20 protein-coding genes are annotated in these 18,383 nt (G+C 58.3%); 10 read left to right on the top strand and 10 right to left on the bottom strand.

All coding sequences use genetic code 11. The annotated features are described in order from the left end of the window. The first annotated feature begins 9 nt into the window (after positions 1–9). Entirely contained in the window at positions 10–936 is a 927-nt protein-coding gene (gene argF, locus ACR0LN_RS06220) for an ornithine carbamoyltransferase (RefSeq protein ID WP_480428455.1), read from the top strand. Here argF and ACR0LN_RS06215 read toward each other — a convergent pair. After that, positions 933–1,529, bottom strand: a complete 597-nt coding sequence (locus ACR0LN_RS06215; protein WP_480428705.1) for a ferric reductase-like transmembrane domain-containing protein — start codon at positions 1,527–1,529, stop codon at positions 933–935. The two genes, argF and ACR0LN_RS06215, sit on opposite strands and share 4 nt — an antisense overlap. Positions 1,530–1,537: 8 nt before the next feature. Next, positions 1,538–2,026, bottom strand: coding sequence for a twin-arginine translocation pathway signal (locus tag ACR0LN_RS06210; protein WP_480428454.1), 489 nt, complete (start codon positions 2,024–2,026; stop codon positions 1,538–1,540). Between the two features lie 184 nt (positions 2,027–2,210). Here ACR0LN_RS06210 and ACR0LN_RS06205 point away from each other — a divergent pair, with 184 nt between their 5' ends. The 3 genes from ACR0LN_RS06205 to ACR0LN_RS06195 all read left to right on the top strand — a co-directional run bounded on the left by ACR0LN_RS06205 (position 2,211) and on the right by ACR0LN_RS06195 (position 5,185). Then, on the top strand, positions 2,211–3,041 hold the full coding sequence (locus ACR0LN_RS06205; RefSeq protein ID WP_480428452.1) for a phytanoyl-CoA dioxygenase family protein: 831 nt from the start codon (positions 2,211–2,213) through the stop codon (positions 3,039–3,041). Between the two features lie 141 nt (positions 3,042–3,182). After that, complete coding sequence (locus ACR0LN_RS06200; protein ID WP_480428451.1) at positions 3,183–4,145, top strand: pirin family protein; 963 nt, start codon at positions 3,183–3,185, stop codon at positions 4,143–4,145. Between the two features lie 65 nt (positions 4,146–4,210). Further along, entirely contained in the window at positions 4,211–5,185 is a 975-nt protein-coding gene (locus tag ACR0LN_RS06195; protein WP_480428450.1) for a 2-dehydropantoate 2-reductase, read from the top strand. 7 nt (positions 5,186–5,192) lie between these two features. Here the strand turns inward: ACR0LN_RS06195 and ACR0LN_RS06190 are convergent, their stop codons facing one another. From ACR0LN_RS06190 to hrpB, 3 genes are all read right to left on the bottom strand, one after another. Further along, positions 5,193–6,671, bottom strand: coding sequence for an inorganic phosphate transporter (locus ACR0LN_RS06190; RefSeq protein ID WP_480428448.1), 1,479 nt, complete (start codon positions 6,669–6,671; stop codon positions 5,193–5,195). Between the two features lie 92 nt (positions 6,672–6,763). Beyond that, positions 6,764–7,222: an NUDIX hydrolase gene (locus ACR0LN_RS06185; RefSeq protein WP_480428447.1), complete on the bottom strand. Its 459-nt coding sequence runs from the start codon at positions 7,220–7,222 to the stop codon at positions 6,764–6,766. 111 nt (positions 7,223–7,333) lie between these two features. Continuing rightward, positions 7,334–9,775, bottom strand: coding sequence for an ATP-dependent helicase HrpB (gene hrpB, locus ACR0LN_RS06180; RefSeq protein ID WP_480428445.1), 2,442 nt, complete (start codon positions 9,773–9,775; stop codon positions 7,334–7,336). A gap of 130 nt (positions 9,776–9,905) precedes the next feature. Here hrpB and meaB point away from each other — a divergent pair, with 130 nt between their 5' ends. The 5 genes from meaB to ACR0LN_RS06155 all read left to right on the top strand — a co-directional run bounded on the left by meaB (position 9,906) and on the right by ACR0LN_RS06155 (position 13,853). Beyond that, positions 9,906–10,883 (top strand): methylmalonyl Co-A mutase-associated GTPase MeaB, encoded by a 978-nt coding sequence (gene meaB, locus ACR0LN_RS06175; protein WP_480428444.1) that lies wholly within the window; start codon positions 9,906–9,908, stop codon positions 10,881–10,883. A gap of 109 nt (positions 10,884–10,992) precedes the next feature. Further along, positions 10,993–12,126: a Hint domain-containing protein gene (locus tag ACR0LN_RS06170; RefSeq protein ID WP_480428443.1), complete on the top strand. Its 1,134-nt coding sequence runs from the start codon at positions 10,993–10,995 to the stop codon at positions 12,124–12,126. Positions 12,127–12,296: 170 nt separating this feature from the next. After that, the gene (gene rpmB / locus ACR0LN_RS06165) at positions 12,297–12,584 is read left to right on the top strand and encodes a 50S ribosomal protein L28 (RefSeq protein ID WP_480428442.1); all 288 of its coding nucleotides are present in this window, start codon (positions 12,297–12,299) and stop codon (positions 12,582–12,584) included. A gap of 402 nt (positions 12,585–12,986) precedes the next feature. After that, the gene (locus tag ACR0LN_RS06160; RefSeq protein WP_480428440.1) at positions 12,987–13,337 is read left to right on the top strand and encodes a hypothetical protein; all 351 of its coding nucleotides are present in this window, start codon (positions 12,987–12,989) and stop codon (positions 13,335–13,337) included. A 42-nt stretch (positions 13,338–13,379) separates the two neighbouring features. Further along, positions 13,380–13,853, top strand: a complete 474-nt coding sequence (locus ACR0LN_RS06155; RefSeq protein WP_480428439.1) for a copper chaperone PCu(A)C — start codon at positions 13,380–13,382, stop codon at positions 13,851–13,853. 88 nt (positions 13,854–13,941) lie between these two features. Here the strand turns inward: ACR0LN_RS06155 and ACR0LN_RS06150 are convergent, their stop codons facing one another. Together ACR0LN_RS06150 and ACR0LN_RS06145 are read right to left on the bottom strand one after the other, a co-directional pair. Continuing rightward, the gene (locus ACR0LN_RS06150) at positions 13,942–14,550 is read right to left on the bottom strand and encodes an HdeD family acid-resistance protein (RefSeq protein WP_480428438.1); all 609 of its coding nucleotides are present in this window, start codon (positions 14,548–14,550) and stop codon (positions 13,942–13,944) included. A 60-nt stretch (positions 14,551–14,610) separates the two neighbouring features. Next, positions 14,611–15,306 carry an NAD-dependent deacylase gene (locus ACR0LN_RS06145; RefSeq protein ID WP_480428437.1) on the bottom strand — a complete coding sequence of 232 codons (696 nt, stop codon included), beginning with the start codon at positions 15,304–15,306 and terminating at the stop codon, positions 14,611–14,613. 28 nt (positions 15,307–15,334) lie between these two features. On the opposite strand from ACR0LN_RS06145, the gene ACR0LN_RS06140 reads away from it, so the two are divergent. Further along, positions 15,335–15,778, top strand: a complete 444-nt coding sequence (locus ACR0LN_RS06140; RefSeq protein WP_480428703.1) for a low molecular weight protein-tyrosine-phosphatase — start codon at positions 15,335–15,337, stop codon at positions 15,776–15,778. Here ACR0LN_RS06140 and ACR0LN_RS06135 read toward each other — a convergent pair. The 3 genes from ACR0LN_RS06135 to ACR0LN_RS06125 form a co-directional block, all read right to left on the bottom strand. Next, entirely contained in the window at positions 15,775–16,716 is a 942-nt protein-coding gene (locus ACR0LN_RS06135; RefSeq protein WP_480428436.1) for a LysR family transcriptional regulator, read from the bottom strand. The genes ACR0LN_RS06140 and ACR0LN_RS06135 overlap by 4 nt on opposite strands. A gap of 65 nt (positions 16,717–16,781) precedes the next feature. Next, a complete protein-coding gene (locus ACR0LN_RS06130) occupies positions 16,782–17,090 on the bottom strand; it encodes a hypothetical protein (protein ID WP_480428435.1) in 309 nt (102 codons plus the stop codon). A gap of 163 nt (positions 17,091–17,253) precedes the next feature. Beyond that, positions 17,254–18,378, bottom strand: coding sequence for a hypothetical protein (locus ACR0LN_RS06125; RefSeq protein ID WP_480428433.1), 1,125 nt, complete (start codon positions 18,376–18,378; stop codon positions 17,254–17,256). Between the last annotated feature and the right edge of the window lie 5 nt (positions 18,379–18,383).

Raw genomic sequence — 18,383 nt, 5'->3', positions numbered from 1 at the left:
CGAAATGATATGAACCACTTTCTCGACATCCACAAAACCGACGCAGGTGACCTGCGGACAATGATCGACCAGGCCAGCACGATGAAACAGGCTCGTCTGGGCCGCCCCAAGGCCGCCCCAGATGATGACCTGCCGCTCAAAGACCGGATGGTTGCACTGATCTTCGAAAAGCCCTCGACCCGGACGCGTGTGTCCTTTGATGTGGGGGTGCGCCAGATGGGCGGGCAGACCATGGTGCTGTCCGGCAAGGACATGCAGTTGGGCCACGGTGAGACCATCGCCGACACCGCCCGCGTTCTGTCGCGCTATGTCGACATGATCATGATCCGAACCTTTGATGAAACAATTCTGACCGAAATGGCAGAATACTCGGATGTCCCCGTAATCAACGGCCTGACCGACCGCACCCATCCTTGCCAGATCATGGCGGATGTTCTGACCTTCGAAGAACACCGCGGGCCGATCAAAGGCAAAAAGGTTGTCTGGACGGGCGATGGCAACAATGTCTGCGCATCCTTTCTGCATGCAGCGGGCCAGTTTGGGTTTGATCTGACTTTCACAGGTCCAGCGCAGTTTGACCCCGAGGAGGAATTTATGGGCTTTGCCCGTCAGAAGGGGTCCAAAATCGTTGTCGAGCGTGATCCGTTCAAAGCCGTTGAGGACGCGGATCTCGTGGTTGCTGACACCTGGGTTTCAATGCACGATTCCCAGTCGGCGAAAGAACGCCGCCACAACCTGCTGCGTCCCTATCAGGTGAATGCTGAGCTGATGTCCCACGCCAAATCCGATGCTTTGTTCATGCACTGCCTTCCGGCCCACCGCGAGGAAGAGGCGACATCCGAAGTCATGGACGGCCCGAACTCCGTGATTTTTGACGAGGCCGAAAACCGTCTGCACGCGCAAAAAGCGGTGATGCGCTGGTGCCTGGGCGTTTAATTTCGGCGGCGTAAATCCCATACACGCAATCTGGCGAGCGTCCGGGCGCTCGCCAACAATACCAGCACACATAAGGCTGTTTTGGTTATGATCTCCATCGTGCCCTCGATCAGCATGGCATGCACGACGCTGCCGATGATGGTGACGGCGGCCAGTCCAGTGTGACCCAGCCTCCAAACCCGATAACGCAAGCCAAGGCGCTGTCTGAACAATCCCAATAAAGCCACCGCAAAGGCAGCCCACATCGCAACCACGCCCCAAGCGGAGAACGGAGTGGGTGAAACAAATAGCATTGCGTCCACAACATCGGGGGGGCTGGTGATCCACAATCCGCCGACATGGATCACAATAGCCAAAACCAACGTGATACCGACCCACCGGTGCCAGCGTCGGCTGGTCAAAGGTGACAAGCCCGGCAAATCCCGACCCGCAAGCAGTGGTTGCAGCAATAACAACCCCATGCAGAAGACCCCGGCAACCCCAGCTAAGATGTAAACCGGGTCACGCCATGCCAATAGGGGGCTGTTCGCGGCGGCGATCAGCGGCACAGCCAAGGCGATGACAACCACCACCCAGATAACAAGGGTACGGATCACGAAGCTCAGGCGGGCTGCAATACGAAATGCGCGGCCAGGGTCTTGTCTTTGGAACTTGCCATTATCGGGCGCAGAAACACTGTTTCGAACGCGCCACTGTCATAGGCCAGATGACCGTGTGGTTGTCCGAAGGCGGGAACGATCTGCGGCATCTCCAATCGGAATTCTCCGTTTGCGTCGGTCAGCGTTGCGCCATGGCTCTGCGGGTCGCGCTCATGCCCTTCGGTCGTATGCGCCCAAATCTGGATGCGCTGACCGGGCAGAGGGGCACCGTCGCCTGCGCGCCGAACTGTGCCGGTCATCCAGAACCCACCTCCGCCGATCCGATCCACGATGGGTGCGCCGGGGCGATAGTTGTTGGACCCGCCGCGCATCGAAGGCGTCGGTGCCAATCCTGCCGCACGTGCTGGTACGATCAGGCCGGTTGCTCCGGTCGCCACAACGGCGCTGCCCATAGCAATCAGGTTACGACGGGAAAGGGTCGATTTCGTCATCTCGGAACCTCCTGCGCTGCGATGTCCAAATGGCCCAGACCGCCACGCGTCTAAGATAGCACGGTCCTATCCGATTCCGAGGCGGTCCTCACGCCTGTGTGAACAGTGCAGGCGCACGCGAAACTCTTTGACGCCGTGTCGGATAGGGTGCCATCCTATCAGCACCAACCCGAAAGGCTGGCACATGGATATAGCACATTCAGTTTCTGTTGACGAAATTGCTGCGTTCAAACGAGACGGAGCTGTTGTTTTGCGCTCGAAATTCTCGGATCACTGGCTGTCGCTGCTGCGCGATGGCATTGACGCAGACCTTGCCAAGCCAACCGACAACTTCACCCGTCACACCAAGGACCCGCGCGCGCCGGCTTATTTCGAGGATTATTGGGCCTGGAATAAAATCCCGCAGTTCACTGATTTTGTCCACAATTCACCTTGCGCTGCGCTCGCGGCGGGGCTGCTGGGCGCGCCCTCGATCAACCTTGTCATGGATAACTGGTTCCTACGCGAAGCCGGTTCGACCTCGCGCCCGCCGTTTCATCAGGATCTGTCTTATTTCGATTTCGAAGGCACGATGTGTGTGCTTTGGCTGCCGCTGGAGCCCGTGACAAAGGACAACGGTATCGCCTTCGTCAAAGGCTCGCATCTGTGGGACAAGCTGTTCATGCGGGTCCGGTTTGCCGATGGCCATCCCAGTTATGAACCGACCGAGGTCGCAGGTCTTACCTATCACCCGCCGCCTGATATTAACGCCGACCCGGATGCCTATGAGTTGCTTCAATGGGATATGGATTTGGGGGATTGCATCTTTTTCGACATGCGAACGCTGCATGGCGGGCTATCCTCGGTCACGCCGACGGAAACAGTGCGCCGGTTTACATTGCGTATGTCCGCCCCGGACGGGACCATCCGATATCGCGGCGATTGGGCGAAAGATGAGCGGGCGCAATTCGAGTCGGCCGGGTACCGCGAGGGCGACCGGATCGACGGGCCGTTTTTTCCCCAGCTTTGGCCTTGAGAAGCGCAATAGGCGATCCCAGCGATATTCGGGTTTGTGAATGTCGCACTTTAATTGTGCGAAATTGCAAATACCATTGCGAAAAAACACCCTATATCCTGCATAAGTGAACCTTACTTCTCTGATCGCAGGAGACTAGCCATGAGTTGGAACCCCACCCACAGCCCCGAATGCCTGTCCGAGAACGCGGCGCTGGAGACATTGATCATCCCCCGCGCCCGCGATCTGGGCGGGTTCGAGGTGCGGCGGGCATTGCCCTCGGTCAAACGCCAATTGGTGGGGCCGTTCATCTTCTTTGATCAGATGGGTCCAGCCGAGTTCATCACCGATGGCGGCATCGACGTGCGTCCGCATCCGCATATCGGTCTGGGCACCGTCACTTACCTTTATCAGGGTGAATTTGAACATCGCGACAGTCTGGGGACCCATCAGATGATCTACCCGGGCGAGGTCAACTGGATGGTTGCTGGGCGCGGCGTTACCCATTCCGAGCGCACCAGTGATGAGACCCGTGGCAAGCGTCATAGCCTGTTCGGTATTCAGACATGGATTGCACTTCCCGAGGCGCATGAGGACATGGCCCCGGATTTTGAGCATCACAAACAGGGCGCGTTGCCGCATCTTCAGGATACGGGTGTCAGCGCCCGCCTTATCCTCGGGTCTGCCTATGGCGAAACCAGCCCGGTTACGATGCTGTCGGAAACCTTCTATCTGGACGTGCAGCTGGACCCCGGCACGTCTTTTCCGTTGCCGGACGATCATGAGGATCGGGGTGTTTATGTCACGCAAGGCTCGGTCGAGATTGCGGGCGATACGTTCGACGAGGGGCGTATGATGGTGTTCCGCCCCGGTGATAGCCTTTCGGTGAAGGCAGGACCAAGGGGCGCGCGGTTGATGCTGCTTGGCGGCGCGACCCTTAACGAAGATCGCTATATCTGGTGGAATTTCGTGTCGTCCTCGAAAGAGAAGATTGAGGCAGCAACACGTGAATGGAAAACCGCCGATTGGGCAAATGGAGCCTTCCACCTGCCGCCGGGCGATGATCAGGAATTCATTCCGATCTCAGAGGAATTGGAGCGCACCAAGCCAAGACTTGCCCGCTGACCAAACGTCACGTGGTCTTGCCCACATACCTGATCCCAGCGATGCTTTGCGTCGGGGAGGGCGTCATGAAGGTCGTGATCGCAGGGGCAGGCAGTATTGGGTGCTATTGCGGCGCATTGCTGGCGGATGCGGGGCATGACGTCACGCTGCTGGGTCGCTCGCGCATACTGGGCCCGATCCGGGACAAGGGGCTGACTGTCACGGATTTTTCCGGCCTTCACCGCCACGTCGCGGCTACGGACTTGACCTTGACCGAAGATGCCCGCTGTTTGAGCCTTGCCGAGCTTGTCATCGTGACCGTCAAGACCGGGGCTACGGCCGGGATGGCTGCCGAGATCGCGCAATTCACACCGGACTCTACGCCGGTCATATCTTGGCAGAATGGTATGGACAACGCGCGCACCCTACGTGCGGCTTTGGCGGATTATGACGTGCGTGCCGGGATGGTGCCGTTCAATGTAGTTCCTACCGAAACGGCCAGGTTTCACCGCGCAACGTCCGGCGAGATCGTCATTCAATACGGTCCCGGCGCGCTGGGCGAAAAGCTAAGCAGCCCCGATCTGCCCGTGATCGAAAGCGACGATATCGATGCTGTCCAATGGGGCAAGCTGGTGATCAACCTGAACAACGCTCTCAACGCGTTGTCTGGCCTGTCGCTGAAAGAGCAGCTGCTGGATCGATCTTGGCGCTGTCTGATGGCGGATCAAATGGCCGAGGCGCTGGCGGTCCTCAAATCCGCGGGCCATTCGGTTGCCTCGACCACACCGCTACCTGCGTGGATGACACCGCATATCCTGCGCCTTCCGACACCAATATTTAGTCGGATTGCGGCGAGAATGCTGACCATCGACCCCAGCGCGCGAACTTCGATGGCCTACGATCTGATGGCAGGCCGCCCAACGGAAATTGATAGCCTGCAAGGAGAAATTATCCGCCTCGGTGCGCAAACAGGCATGCCAACCCCAATTTGTGCTCGGGTACGAGAATTGATTGGTCAGGTACCAGCAGGCAAGATGTCACCTCAGCAGGTTTTGCCTTAGTTGCGGTTTACACAAAAGCCGTAAGGAACACGAAAATCGCCGCCGACATAGCCGCCGCAGCGGGAACCGTAATCACCCACGCCGCCACAATTGTCATGAAGTGCGAGCGGCGCACCAGCTTGCGGCGCTGATGTTCTTCGCGGGCCAGCCGTTGTTCCGCTGGACGCTGCTGGTTTGATTGCTTCCAGCGGCGGTCGGAATGCCACTCGCGGTAGAAACCAACCCCGAACACGGCTCCGACCGCGATATGGGTCGAACTGACCGGCAGGCCAAGCCAGCTGGCGACGATGACTGTGATCGCTGCCGACAGGGCCACGCAGAAGGCGCGCATCGGGTTCAGCTTGGTAATCTGGCTGCCCACCATACGAATAAGCTTTGGCCCGAACAGGAATAGACCGAAAGAGATCCCGAAGGCTCCGATCACCATGACCCAGCTTGGGATCGACACTTTCGCGGCAAAATCGCCAAATTCCGCCGCGTGTACGATCGCGGCCAGCGGTCCCACCGCGTTGGCCACGTCATTGGCGCCATGCGCGAAGCTGAGGAACGTGGCCGAGATGACAAGTGGCAGACTGAACAGCGTCTTCAGGGATTTCGTGCGATTTTCCAACCCTTCGGACTTGCGACGCACCCAAGGTACTGTAACCGACCAGACCAACAAACCCGAAATGACGCCGATTAGCAGTGCCACCTCAAGGTCGATTTTCACGATCCGTTTCAGCCCTTTAACGGAAAGATAAGTGGCGAAAGCCGCAGCCATCAGCGCAACAAGGATCGGAACCCAGCGCTGCGCTGCCGCGATCTTGTCGTCCTGATACTGTATCTTGGCTTTGATCAGTGCCAGAAATCCCGCAGCGATCACACCGCCCAGGACCGGAGAGATCACCCAGCTTGCGGCAATCGCGCTCATGGTGCCCCAACTGACGGCATTCAGCCCTGCGGCTGCGATGCCTGCGCCCATAACGCCGCCGACGACGGAATGCGTGGTCGACACCGGTGCACCCACCCAGGTTGCAAGGTTGACCCACATCGCTGATGAGATCAGTGCGGCCATCATCGCCCAGATGAAGACGTCGCTGTTCTGAACCGAAGCAGGGTCGATGATCCCCTTGGAAATCGTCGACACGACGTCCCCTCCGGCTAACAACGCCCCGGCGCTTTCGGCGATGGCGGCGATCACGATTGCGCCGCCCATCGTCAGTGCGTTGGCACCCACGGCAGGTCCCATGTTGTTCGCGACATCATTGGCGCCGATATTAATTGCCATATAGGCCCCGAAGGCTGCTGCCGCGGCGACGATCAGACCGCCATCCGCCTGCCCAAAAAATACCGCAGCCGACAAACCGGCCAGCGCAATAAAGGCCAGCGCGATACCCGGGGCTAGCATCGGGCGGGCCACGTGGACATTGGCGCTCTCAATACGCGAGATGCGGTGGAGATCACTATCCAGCGCTTGCCAGCGGTTTTTGGTGGTCATGTTCGACATGGGTTTCTCAAGGGGCTTTGGGATTGACGCACGCCGCTAGACGGTTTCCGCCCTGTGGACAACCGATTTGTCATCAAATTTTTGGGGTTCTGTTACATTCGTAGCAGCAGATTACGCAGTTCCGGCTCGTTTACCCGCTCTGCCGCTGTTGACGGCTGCACCCATACCCGCTTGCGTTGACCGGCTTCGGGGAAATCGTCGGCCAGTTCCTGAACTTCGACCCGATAGACACTGGCCTGCACCGGCTGAGCGGAACCATCCTTGAGGATTTTGTCATAGGTGAAGTGTCCAATTGGTTCCTTGGTTGGGCTTGGTGCGCGCACGCCAGCCTCTTCCCAGGCTTCCTGCAACGCCGTTTCGGCCCCATCTTTTCCGTCGATCGGCCAGCCTTTGGGGATGACCCAACGCCCCGTATCCCGACTGGTGATCAGCAGAACCTCTGGCCCGGTCGACGTGTTACGTGTGCATAGGGCGGCAAACTGCACCCGGTGGGGGCGCAGGAAAATAGGTCGTGCGACCTGTTCCCAGAATTTTCGCAGCCATGCCGACATAACTAGGTGATGTCCTGCCATTCGTGTTTGAAACTGTCGTGTCATAACAGTGAAACAGGGGTGTTTCAATAATTGCCTAAAATACATGCAACTTTGTTGTGGGTTTCGTAGTTACTTTCGTCTTTTGGCGCGCAGGGTCGGATCGGCCTGAGTTGGGTCCTCGGGCCAGGGGTGTTTGGGGTATTGGGCACGCATGTCCTTGCGGACATCGGCATAGGACCCTGCCCAAAAACCGGGCAGGTCGCGGGTGATCTGGATTGGGCGCTGCGCCGGGGACAGCAAGGTGATCTTCAGCGCTTCGCCTCCGACTACTGGATGTCGCGTGACGCCGAACAGTTCCTGAAGGCGCACCGAAATTTCCGGCACCGCGCCGCCATAGTCAATCGGCACTTTGCGTCCCAGTGGCGTTTCGAATGACCCGGGCGCGCGTCTGTCCAGTTCTTGCGTTTGATTCCAATCCAGCCGGGCGCGTAGGGCGGGCAATAGGTCGAACCGTTTCCAGTCCTCGGCACTGCGCACGCCGGAAAGCATGGGCAGCAGCCAGTCTTCAATCGAGTTGGTCAGCCCCTCAAGGGTAAAGTCGGGAAGGTCGGTCCCCTCGGCCCTAACCAGTTCAACCCGGGCGGCCAGTCGCGCTGCGGCCCCGTCCAGCCGTAGTCCTAAGTCGCGCACACCGTCCAGCATGGTCTGTGCCACCCTGTCGTCTGGCACGTCTTTCCAGATACGGTCGCTTAGAGTGATCGCGCCGAGCCTTTCCTGCTTTCGTGCCACAATCCTGCGCTCGCGCTTGGACCACTCGCAGCTGTCTACCCAGTTTATTTGATCCGTGAACAGATCGCGGATTTCCCTTTCCGAGATCTGGACCGCCATGCGTACGCGCGCCTCACGCGGGTTGCCGTCGGTATCCGTGACCACGAGGTATGGCGCGGCGGCCAGCGTGTCGCCGTTATCCAAAACCACCCCTTTGCCACCCGACAAAACATAGCGCGGCACGTCGCCCTTGCGGCGTTGCCCGATCCGATCGGGATAGGCCAAGGCCGCCATTGCGGCCGGGCCTAAGTCACTGGAAGTGTTGTTGCTTCGGAGCCGCTTGGCTTCGGCTTTGATCCGATCCACAGCGCCTGAATTCACCTGCCAGACCCGGTTGCGCTGAAACGCGCGAACATCTCGTAACGCTTCCAGTCGTAGCAGCATGTCCACCGGCGCTCCCTTCAGTGGATCGCGTTCAGCCATCAGTGCGGCCAAGGTGGCTGCGCCCGACCCGGCGCGTTCCAGCATATGCCCAAGACGCGGGTGCAGGGGCAGGGCCGACAACGCACGCCCATGATCAGTGATCCGGCCCTTGGCATCCAACGCGCCCAGCATCTTCAGTAGGGCTTTCGCCTCGGCCATCGTGCCTTCCGCCGGGGGCGTCAGGAAGGCCAGATCGCCCGGCTCCGCGCCCCAAAGCGCCAGTTCCAGCGCCAACCCGGTCAGGTCGGCGGCTTCGATCTCGGCTGGCGGGTAAGCGGCCAGCGCGCCTTCTTCGCCCTTGGACCAAAGACGGTAGCATGCGCCGTCGGTTACACGTCCAGCACGGCCAGCGCGCTGGGTGGCTTCGGCCCGCGTCACGCGTTCGGTGACCAGCCGCGACATGCCTGAGCCCGGATCGAAACGCGCGCGTCTGGCTTGCCCCATATCGACCACCACGCGGATGTCTGGGATGGTCAGAGAGGTTTCGGCGATCGAGGTCGTCAGCACCACCTTGCGACCAGTTTCCGCCGGGGCAATCGCGGCACGTTGGGCGGCAAAGGGCATTGCGCCGAACAAGGGGCGTATCACGCAGTCACCGGGCAAACGCCCTGCCAAGGCCGCCTCGGCCCGGCGGATTTCGCCTTCGCCCGGGAGAAATACCAACACTCCGCCACCTGTTGCACGCGTGTCGCGTTCCGCCTGAACCACCAGATCGACCAGAGCATCCAACCGCCGTCCAGTGGCACCTAACGGACGTTCAAGCCAACGGGTTTCCACGGGATAGCTGCGCCCCTCGGATGTTACCAGTGGCGCTTCCATCAACTGCCCCACCGGTTCCGCGTCCAGTGTGGCCGACATGGCAAGCAGGATCAGGTCATCCCGCAGCGCGCCGGTGACCTCCAGACACAAGGCTAAGCCAAGATCTGCGTTCAGGGACCGTTCGTGAAATTCGTCGAAGATCACCGCGCCGACTCCGGGTAAGTCGGGGTCAGATTGCAACATCCGGGTCAGGATGCCTTCGGTCACAACCTCAATCCGGGTCGCTTTCGAAACCTTTGCCTCGCCGCGTACCCGATAGCCAACCGTTTCGCCTGCGCGTTGGCCCAACGTCTGTGCCATCCGTTCTGCAGCGGCACGCGCAGCCAGCCTGCGTGGTTCCAGCATTACGATCTTGCCGTCGCACAGACCCGCCTCGAGTATCGCCAGAGGTACGCGGGTTGTCTTGCCCGCACCCGGCGGGGCTTGCAGCACGGCGCGGCCCTTTGTCTTGAGGGCCGTAAGCAGGTCAGGAATGGCGTCGTCAATCGGCAGGCGTGTCATGCGGGCTTTATCTGTCAACCGTCAGGCAACGTCCAGTTCCCACACACGGCATGACTGTCGGTGGCGCAAGGCACTGGACAAACCCTGCAATGCTCCGTCAATTAGGCGCAAATTTAGTAAGGGACCGCGCATGACGACTGCTGAGCTGGGCGACAGGATTTTGAACGGTGAGCGCCGCGCACTGGCCCGCGCGATCACTCTGGTCGAAAGTGGCCGTGAGGATCATCGGATACAGGCGACCGAGCTTCTGGCGCATGTGGCCAAAGCTGGGCGTCAATCCCTGCGCATCGGCCTGTCGGGAACGCCCGGCGTGGGTAAATCCACCTTCATCGAAAGCTTTGGCATGATGCTGATCGAGCAGGGGGTGCGCGTGGCAGTTCTGGCCGTTGATCCCAGTTCGGCCCGTTCTGGCGGCTCGATCCTGGGGGACAAAACCCGGATGGAACGCCTGAGCCGCGAGAAAAACGCGTTCATCCGCCCATCGCCCAGTCAATCGCATCTGGGCGGTGTCGCCCGTCGTACGCGCGAGGCGATTGCCCTTTGCGAGGCCGCTGCGTTTGATGTGGTGCTTATCGAAACCGTGGGCGTGGGCCAGTCGGAAACCGTGGTCTCCGAGATGTCCGATCTGTTCCTGTTGCTGCTTGCGCCGGCGGGCGGAGACGAACTGCAGGGCGTCAAACGCGGCATCATGGAGATGGCGGACATCATCCTGATCAACAAGGCGGATGGCGACCTTAAATCCACCGCCACGCGCACCTGCGCCGACTATGCTGGTGCGCTGCGCCTGTTGCGTAAACGACCGCAAGACCCCGAGGGTTTCCCAAAGGCGATGACCGTCTCGGCTGTCGAAGAACACGGGCTCGAGGATGCATGGTCAGAGATGCAGTCCCTCTCGCAATCCCGCAGGGATAGCGGGCACTGGGACGCGAACCGGGCTGAGCAGGCGCAGTATTGGTTTGAACAGGAGGTTCGGGCGGCCCTTCTTGCGAAACTGTCGACTGCGCAGGCGCGGGCCGAAATGGATCAACTGGGCGCTCAGGTGCGCGCGGGTGGGCTAAGCCCTTCAGCGGCTGCTGACGCCATGCTGACCTCTCTGATGGCTCGTTGACTGGGATTGCGCCATTCGGGTACTCGCATCCCCTTAAGGTTGTATCGGGTGCTGACGTGATCATGCAAAGATGATATTCTGGAGGTCCTGACGCATAGGATCCGCCCGAATGCCTCGAATAAACGGGACAAACAACGACGACGATATAGACGTCACAGGTGATAACGGGACCCTGAATGGGGCCCCGCAGGGTTCTCCGATTGACAATATTCGGGGTCGCGGCGGTAACGATAATATCGATGTCTCGAACAGTGCCATTGCTGATAATGTGTTAGGCAACGCCGGAAGCGATGTCATAACCGTTACCAACAGTTCCGTTGGTGGCCGCGTTGCTGCAGGTGCTGACGCCGATATTGTGGATATCAGCGGCTCGACCGTAGGCAGCATTCGGTTGGGGGCGGGTGACGATACACTGAATTTCAGTAGTACATCGGTCACTGACGACATACGCGGCGGTAGCGGCACAGATACGTTGAATCTGCCCGCTGGAACCGTTGTTACAGACAGCGTGTTCGGTACCTTCACTGTCGAAGACGGAGTTGGTTACTCCGTGTCCAGTGGCACCTTCGCTCTGCCGTCAGGCATTGTAGTGACCTATTCGGCCTTCGAAAACGGGTCAGGAGTTCCATGCTTTACCCGCGATACCCGAATTCTGTCCCAGTGCGGAGAGCGCCCAATTCAAGCGTTGAAGGTCGGGGATACGATTCCGACGATGGAGCACGGAGAGCAGTGCATCCGATGGATTGGCCGGCGTCGCTTTGACCGTAGGGAACTGTTGGATAACCCTCGGCTGTTTCCAGTGCGCATTCTGGCTGGTGTATTGGGTAACGGGTTGCCAAGGAGGGATTTACTGGTCTCGCGCCAGCACCGTATGTTGGTTCAGTCCAAGATAGCCGAGCGGATGTTTGGTACAGACCAAGTGCTTGTTCCTGCAATTAAACTGACGGTTCTGCCCGGGGTTTTTGTTGATGAAAGTGTAGAAGATGTCGAGTATTTTCATCTGCTGTTTGATAGCCACCAAGTGATCTTTGCCGAAAGCGCGCCAACTGAAAGCCTGTTCATAGGGGCCGAGACCCTAAAATCTCTCGGCGCAGAAGCCGTCCGAGAGATTTTAGAGATATTTCCTGAGCTGATCGAAAAGCGGCTGACACCGCGACCCGCGCGCTATATTCCGCAGGGACGGCAGCAACGGCATCTTTTGCATCGGCATCTTAAGAACAACAAACCTTTGCTGCAGCCGTGAATTCTTACCCTCGGTGATGTGCCGACAAAGAATTCGCGCGATCTGTCTTGACCCTCCCTGCGATTCCCACTACACGCATCCAACCAGTTTTCGGGCGCGACTTCGGGTTGCGCCCCTTGTGATTTGGCCGCAGGCATTTTGCCCGGCCTCCAGAAACAAAGGAAGAAACCATGTCGCGCCGTTGCGAACTGACCGGAAAAGGCCCGATGACTGGCAACAATGTCAGCCACGCCAACAACAAAACTCGTCGTCGTTTCCTGCCGAACCTGAACGACGTCACCCTGCAGTCCGAAACACTGGGCCGTGGCGTCAAGCTGCGTATCTCGGCGGCTGCTCTGCGTTCGGTTGACCACCGCGGTGGTCTGGACGCGTTCCTGGCCAAAGCCAAGGACGAAGATCTGTCGGCGAACGCGCTGAAAGTGAAAAAGGAAATTGCCAAAGCGCAAGCTTCGGCCTAAGCCTTTTTCCCGCCAAGAATTCAACCCTGTACCGCAAGGTGCAGGGTTTTTTTATTGCGTGATCAGCTTCTGTAACAAAATTAAATATTCAACTTCGGTGATGTTGTTCACATACCCTGCGCTCAGTGTCGTTTATGTTTAGTCATATTCATCTGGCGGAGTTCAACCCCATGTCTTTCAAGTTGTCTGATTTCTTCTCCCTGTTGGCTGCCTTTTTTGGCAAGACTTTTGGGACATGTGTTCGGATGCAACGACAGGTGAATCGGTTGCATACGAGCCTGACCAAGGGGTCTGTCAAACGTCCCGGACTGGACGGCTGACGATACAACCAAGGCTGCGGGCTTCTGGCGCACCCCATAGTGCTTGAAGCCCGCTTCGCGACCGGCATATACCGGGCTTAGGATGAAGCCCGTTCTGACCAAATTTCTACCATTGGCGTTGTCGCTGCTCGTTATTTTGACAGGGCAGGGCGTTGCCGCGTCGCGCGGAATAGACGGCGCGGTAGGTCAGATGGTGTTGTGTACCGGCACGGGGCCTGTTGTGGTCTATATGGATGCCGAAGGTCAGCCAACGCAGCCCCCGCAATTCTGCCCCGACTACGCGCTGACCCTTCTGGGTGCGATAACATTTGCACCGCTCGTAGTGCCAGTTGCGCCGGAGCGCGTTCAGCCTGCGCCCTTGCGAAAGGCAGATAGTCTGATTGCTGCACCGATTCCCAGCAGACCGGCCCGCGCGCCTCCTGCATTGATCTGATCTCTTTTCAGTTTTTCAGACATCAAAATAAGGAGAGGCAAAATGTCCCTCAAATCCCAACTATTCGCCACTCTGGCTGCTGTAACGCTGGCGACGACTGCCGTGGCGCAGGACACAATCACTGTTGGCGACGCCTATGCCCGGTCATCGGGAAAGGCAGCAAAGGCCGGCGCGGCCTTCATGATGATCCAGAATGCTGGTGACGCGGATGACCGGCTGATCGGTGTGGCGTCAGACGCGGCCGCACGGGTCGAACTTCATACTCATTTGATCGACGACAACGGCGTGGCCAAGATGGTTCATGTTGAAGAGGGTTTCATCATTCCAGCAGGTGAAATGCATATGCTGAAACGCGGGGGCGATCACGTGATGTTCATGGGGCTGACGGCTCCGTTCGAGCAAGGCGCAATGGTTCCAGTGACGTTGATTTTCGAAAATGCGGGCGAAGTTGAGATCGAAATCCCGGTCGACCTAGAGCGCAAGGACGAAGGCGGCCACGGATCGCATTCCCACTGAGGCTACACCTGTCTTCGGGCCGCGCTGCGGCCGTCATCCAGGCGTCAGGCCGGGCATTGCCCGGCCTGTTTGCGTTGAGGCGCAGGGGTCAGCGGTTGACCACTCGCATCGCGATACGGTCGTGGGCGCGTTTGAAGCGCGCGGTCAGCCAGAACATCACTGCTGAGAACGCAAGAGCTCCGAAGGCGATCGCCCAGCCCAACGCCACCATCCCGCTGCCGGGCCAGAAGATCAGGACCAGTCCGATAAGCAACGCAACGATCCCCGAGTTGCGCACCGAAGGGGCGTCAGGATGTTGGTCCGACATCTGTCGCCAAGCCACCAGCGAGCCGACACCGATGATCAATGCCCAGGCGCCCAGCAGGAAAAAGGTCAACCGCGCCACGCCCTCAGGCCAGATCAACAGTATCAGACCGATTAGCAGCGCTCCAATGCCGACGCCTCCGATCAGGCCGCGCCGACCGAAGCCCAAAAGGGTAAGACCGCCGTCAATAATCAACAGAAGCCCGAGGAGGCGCAACAATAGGGAGATACTGCCGGTGGGCCAGAACAGGGCAGATATTCCCAGAGCCCCTGCCAAAACTCCGCGCAGCAGGAAGGTCCACCAAAGCCCTGCGAGTTGGTCACCAAGTGCGTCACGGCCGTCCAGAGTGCCGTCTTCAAGGATTTCCTCACGTGGGCTTTCGGGGTTCGTCATTTTGCTCTCCGGACTTATTACGTGTTCAGTATAAACGGAAAATTCCGCTGGTGTCTGCGGTCATCTCCTGTTCAACAGTCGCTCGACCCATTGAGGAACAGTCTCTGTTGCGGGGCCAAGTATGACCTCGTCAAAACTGGCGGCGCCGTCAGAGGGCTCAAGGTTCAGCTCAACTGCGCGCGCTCCGTTCTGCATTGCTTCGTATACGAAGGCAGCAGCTGGATAGACCTGACCTGACGTGCCTACAGCGGCAAACAAGGTCGCTTCGGCCAAATGTTCGTAGATAGCATCCATATGATAGGGCATTTCCCCGAACCAGACGACGTCCGGGCGCGCCATGGGGGCAGCGCAGGCGGGGCATGGCTCGCCCACGGCCATCGAAGCCGGGGCGGGCCAGCGGTGGTCACAGGCTGCGCAAAGGGCCCCGGCCAATGTGCCATGCATGTGGATCACGTTTGAGGAACCGCCAGCCTCGTGCAGGCTGTCAACGTTTTGGGTCACGATCACAACCTCGCCCGCGTATTCTTTTTGCAGGCGAGCCAGCGCTTTGTGCGCAGCATTGGGTTGAGCCTTGGCGGCTTGAACCCGACGGTCATTGTAGAAGCCATGAACCAGAGCGGGATTGCGAGAGAAGCCTTCAGGTGTGGCTACATCTTCGATCCGGTGCTTTGCCCACAACCCACCTTCATCGCGAAAGGTTCCCAGACCGCTTTCTGCTGAAATTCCGGCGCCTGTCAGAATGACGATCTTTTCCATCTTTGCCCTTCGCGTTACATCTTGGCCCATGACTCACCGTATCCTCTTTGTCTGTTTGGGCAACATCTGCCGATCCCCTGCCGCCGAGGGCGTTTTCCGGGCCCGTGCCCCTCATCACACGACCGACAGTGCCGGGACATCGGGCTGGCATATCGGCGACCCGCCTTATGGGCCGATGCAGGCGGCGGCGCGAGAGCGGAATTTCGATCTGAGCGACCTTCGCGCACGGCAATTTGTGAGCGATGATTTCGACCGGTTCGACCTGATAATCGGCATGGATGCCGAGAATGTCGCGAATATCGAAGCGTTGCGGCCGTCAGGCAATGAAACTCCGGTACGTCTGTTAACCGATTTTGCGCCTCATACAGGCGCGGATCACGTACCTGATCCCTACTACACGCGGGACTTTGACGGGGCGCTTGATTTGATCGAAGTTGCAGTCGAGGGGCTAGAGAAGCATTTGCGGGCCTAGCCCATTACTTTCAGCTTATCGTTTAGCCACGGAAGCTGGGCCAGCGCCGGGTCGATGATCTGGTTGCGCATCAGTCGACGCATCATGCCCGCGACCTCTTGCGGCACGTGACCGGACCAGTCGGTGCGGGTAAACAGAGAGATTGTGCGCGAAAACTCTCCGAACGGAGCAGGGTGCACCTCCAGCGCGTCATGGAATCGTGCGGCCCGCATATAGCCCAGCGGCGTCGTAATCGCCCATCCCAACCCACGTGCAACCATCGCCACCAGTGCCAGGTGTGAGCCGATCTCGAACCGTTCTTCGTAGTTCACCTGATGTCTGGCCAGGTGGGATTCAATCTGGCGACTAATCAGCTGTTCACGAGCGTATCGCAGGAAAGGCAGGTCCTGCACCGGGCTGTCTACACCCTTGGGGGTCACCAGAATGAAGGGGTCCTGTACCAAAGGGTATTCTACGACGCCTTCCAGCACCTCGCCGGAATGGGCCGACACCACCATATGCAGGCGTTGGGCTTCAAGCTCGGCAAACAGGTCCAGACTGGGTAGCGTGATCAGCTTGAACTTTGATCGGGTCAGGCTGTCGGCCAGCAGAGTGGCCAGCCGCGGTGTCAGGTCATTGTCGAAATCGTCGATCAAACCGATGGACAGCGTGGTCAGATGCCCAAGGTCCATCACGGTCAGTTCGCTTTGGGCCATTTGCAGCTCGGCCAGAACCGCTTCGGTCCGCGCCAGAAAACTGCGCCCGGCCTGCGTCAACCGCATCGGGCGACGCCCGTGATCGACCAGTTCGGTGCCAAGGGCGTTTTCAAGATTGCGCAATTGTTGCGACACCGAAGGCTGGCTGAGCCCGGTGATCTCGGCCGCTTGCGCCACCGATCCCGTCCGCGCCAGCGCCTCGAACACCTCGAGGCCCCGCAGGGTCAGCCCTTTCATAACCATCAGATGTACCTTTCGCTGCGCCTTTTCTGGGGCGCAGTGCCGATCAGGTCAAGGATTGAGATGGGTTAGCTGCAGATCGCCTGCGCCATCTGGCCGAAGTTTTGATACCGATCCCACAGCGCATCATCACGCGCGGTTTGGGACATCTTCAGCTCGTGCGCCTGATGCGGGTCGCTGAACCATTTGGCGACGGTTTTCTGGTCGCTGCGGGTCAGCGCCTGATCCGCAACACGCTGGATGCAGCTGCACCGATCACGTGTCGCAGCCGATCGGTCGGACGCCAGACACGCCCGTTTGATCTGCGCGGCCTCAACTATCAGCGGAGACCCCGCCACAGACGCAGCACAGAATGCGATCAGGAGGAACTGTTTCATGCTCATGCCTCGTTTTTGCCTGCCCGGAGGGATCTTGTGCCCCTCTCGATCTGCGGCGGAGTATGAATCAAAGTGGATTCGGGATCAATTGGGTGGTGCGAAAAAGTGAATACACGAGTCAGAAACACCCCACCCCGTAGACTGGGCTTCAGCCCAGCACTGGTTAGCGAAGCAATGGAATCCACTCTTGCATGGCTTTGATCAAAAGCTGAATCTTCTCTGGGTTCTGAGCAATGTATGCGCCACCAACTATAGGAATGCTCCATTTGATTGTGGCATCAATCGCAAGATCGGCTTTTCTTCCAGTCCATTTGACCATTGTCGCAAACGCAGTTTGTAGCGACTTCAAGATTGCCTCTAATCGGTCAACATCTGGCTGCCTTTTACCAAACTCTTCCGAAAGCTCCTCTACAGAGTCCCAAATCAGAGTAACCGAATTCTGAAATTGTAGATCCGACGTCAGGCCAGGTGGGTGATTACCTCCTATACCAAAGCGGCCAAGTGATCTTGCTCCGAGGTTTTGTCTTAGGTCATCAACGGCCCGCTCTACTGCCATGCGTTTGCGTATTTGTTCGATTTCTTGAGCTACGGCTTCAACACCTCCATCCCAGATCGCTTCTGGTATTCGGGATACATGGTACTCAAGTAGCCATTCGACAGGATTACCGGATAAATATCCTTGGTACCATTGATGCCAAAAAGCCCATTTCTTAGGATCGGAGTTGAAGAAGTTTAGTAAGCTGCTTACGTCGCGATCAATGTGTTCCGGCAAATTTGACCATATTGGGAGTCTGTGAAGTGTCCCGGCATCTTGGGTAGAACTGAGGGACTCCAAGTCGGTCAGCAAGTTTCCTTCGTCAACAGAGTTGGTTGGAGAAAGCTGTGCGTCTCTGAGATCCATAAATATGTGCCCACCGTCACCGACTAGGTCGGGATTCAGCTCCCAAATGCACTCATACATTTGAGTTTCAGTACTGTGTGTTACACGAAACTCAATTTCTCGACTGTGGCCGGAAAAAGATATCTCCCAATCGTCTGCATCATACCCCCATTGCATCTCGGCCGTACGGAGGCTAGGCCCGTCAACTACACAAACGTTTAAGGCAAATTTCAAAGCGTTTAAGATTTTCTCCTCGCTGATCGCGTTGTAGTCACTGGCAACGAGAAACAATGACCTTAGAAATACGCGCGCCGTCGCAACTTTTATTTGGTCGTTTCTTAGAGCTTGGAACAACTCTGCTTCGCGCTCAAAATTAAGTTGCAACGAAAACTCTCCCACCTTGACCAACCCAC

This window comes from Ruegeria sp. AA6 (assembly GCF_056542865.1).
The sequence above is the reverse complement of the archived record's forward strand: the minus strand, read 5'-3'. Positions and strand labels throughout refer to the sequence as shown.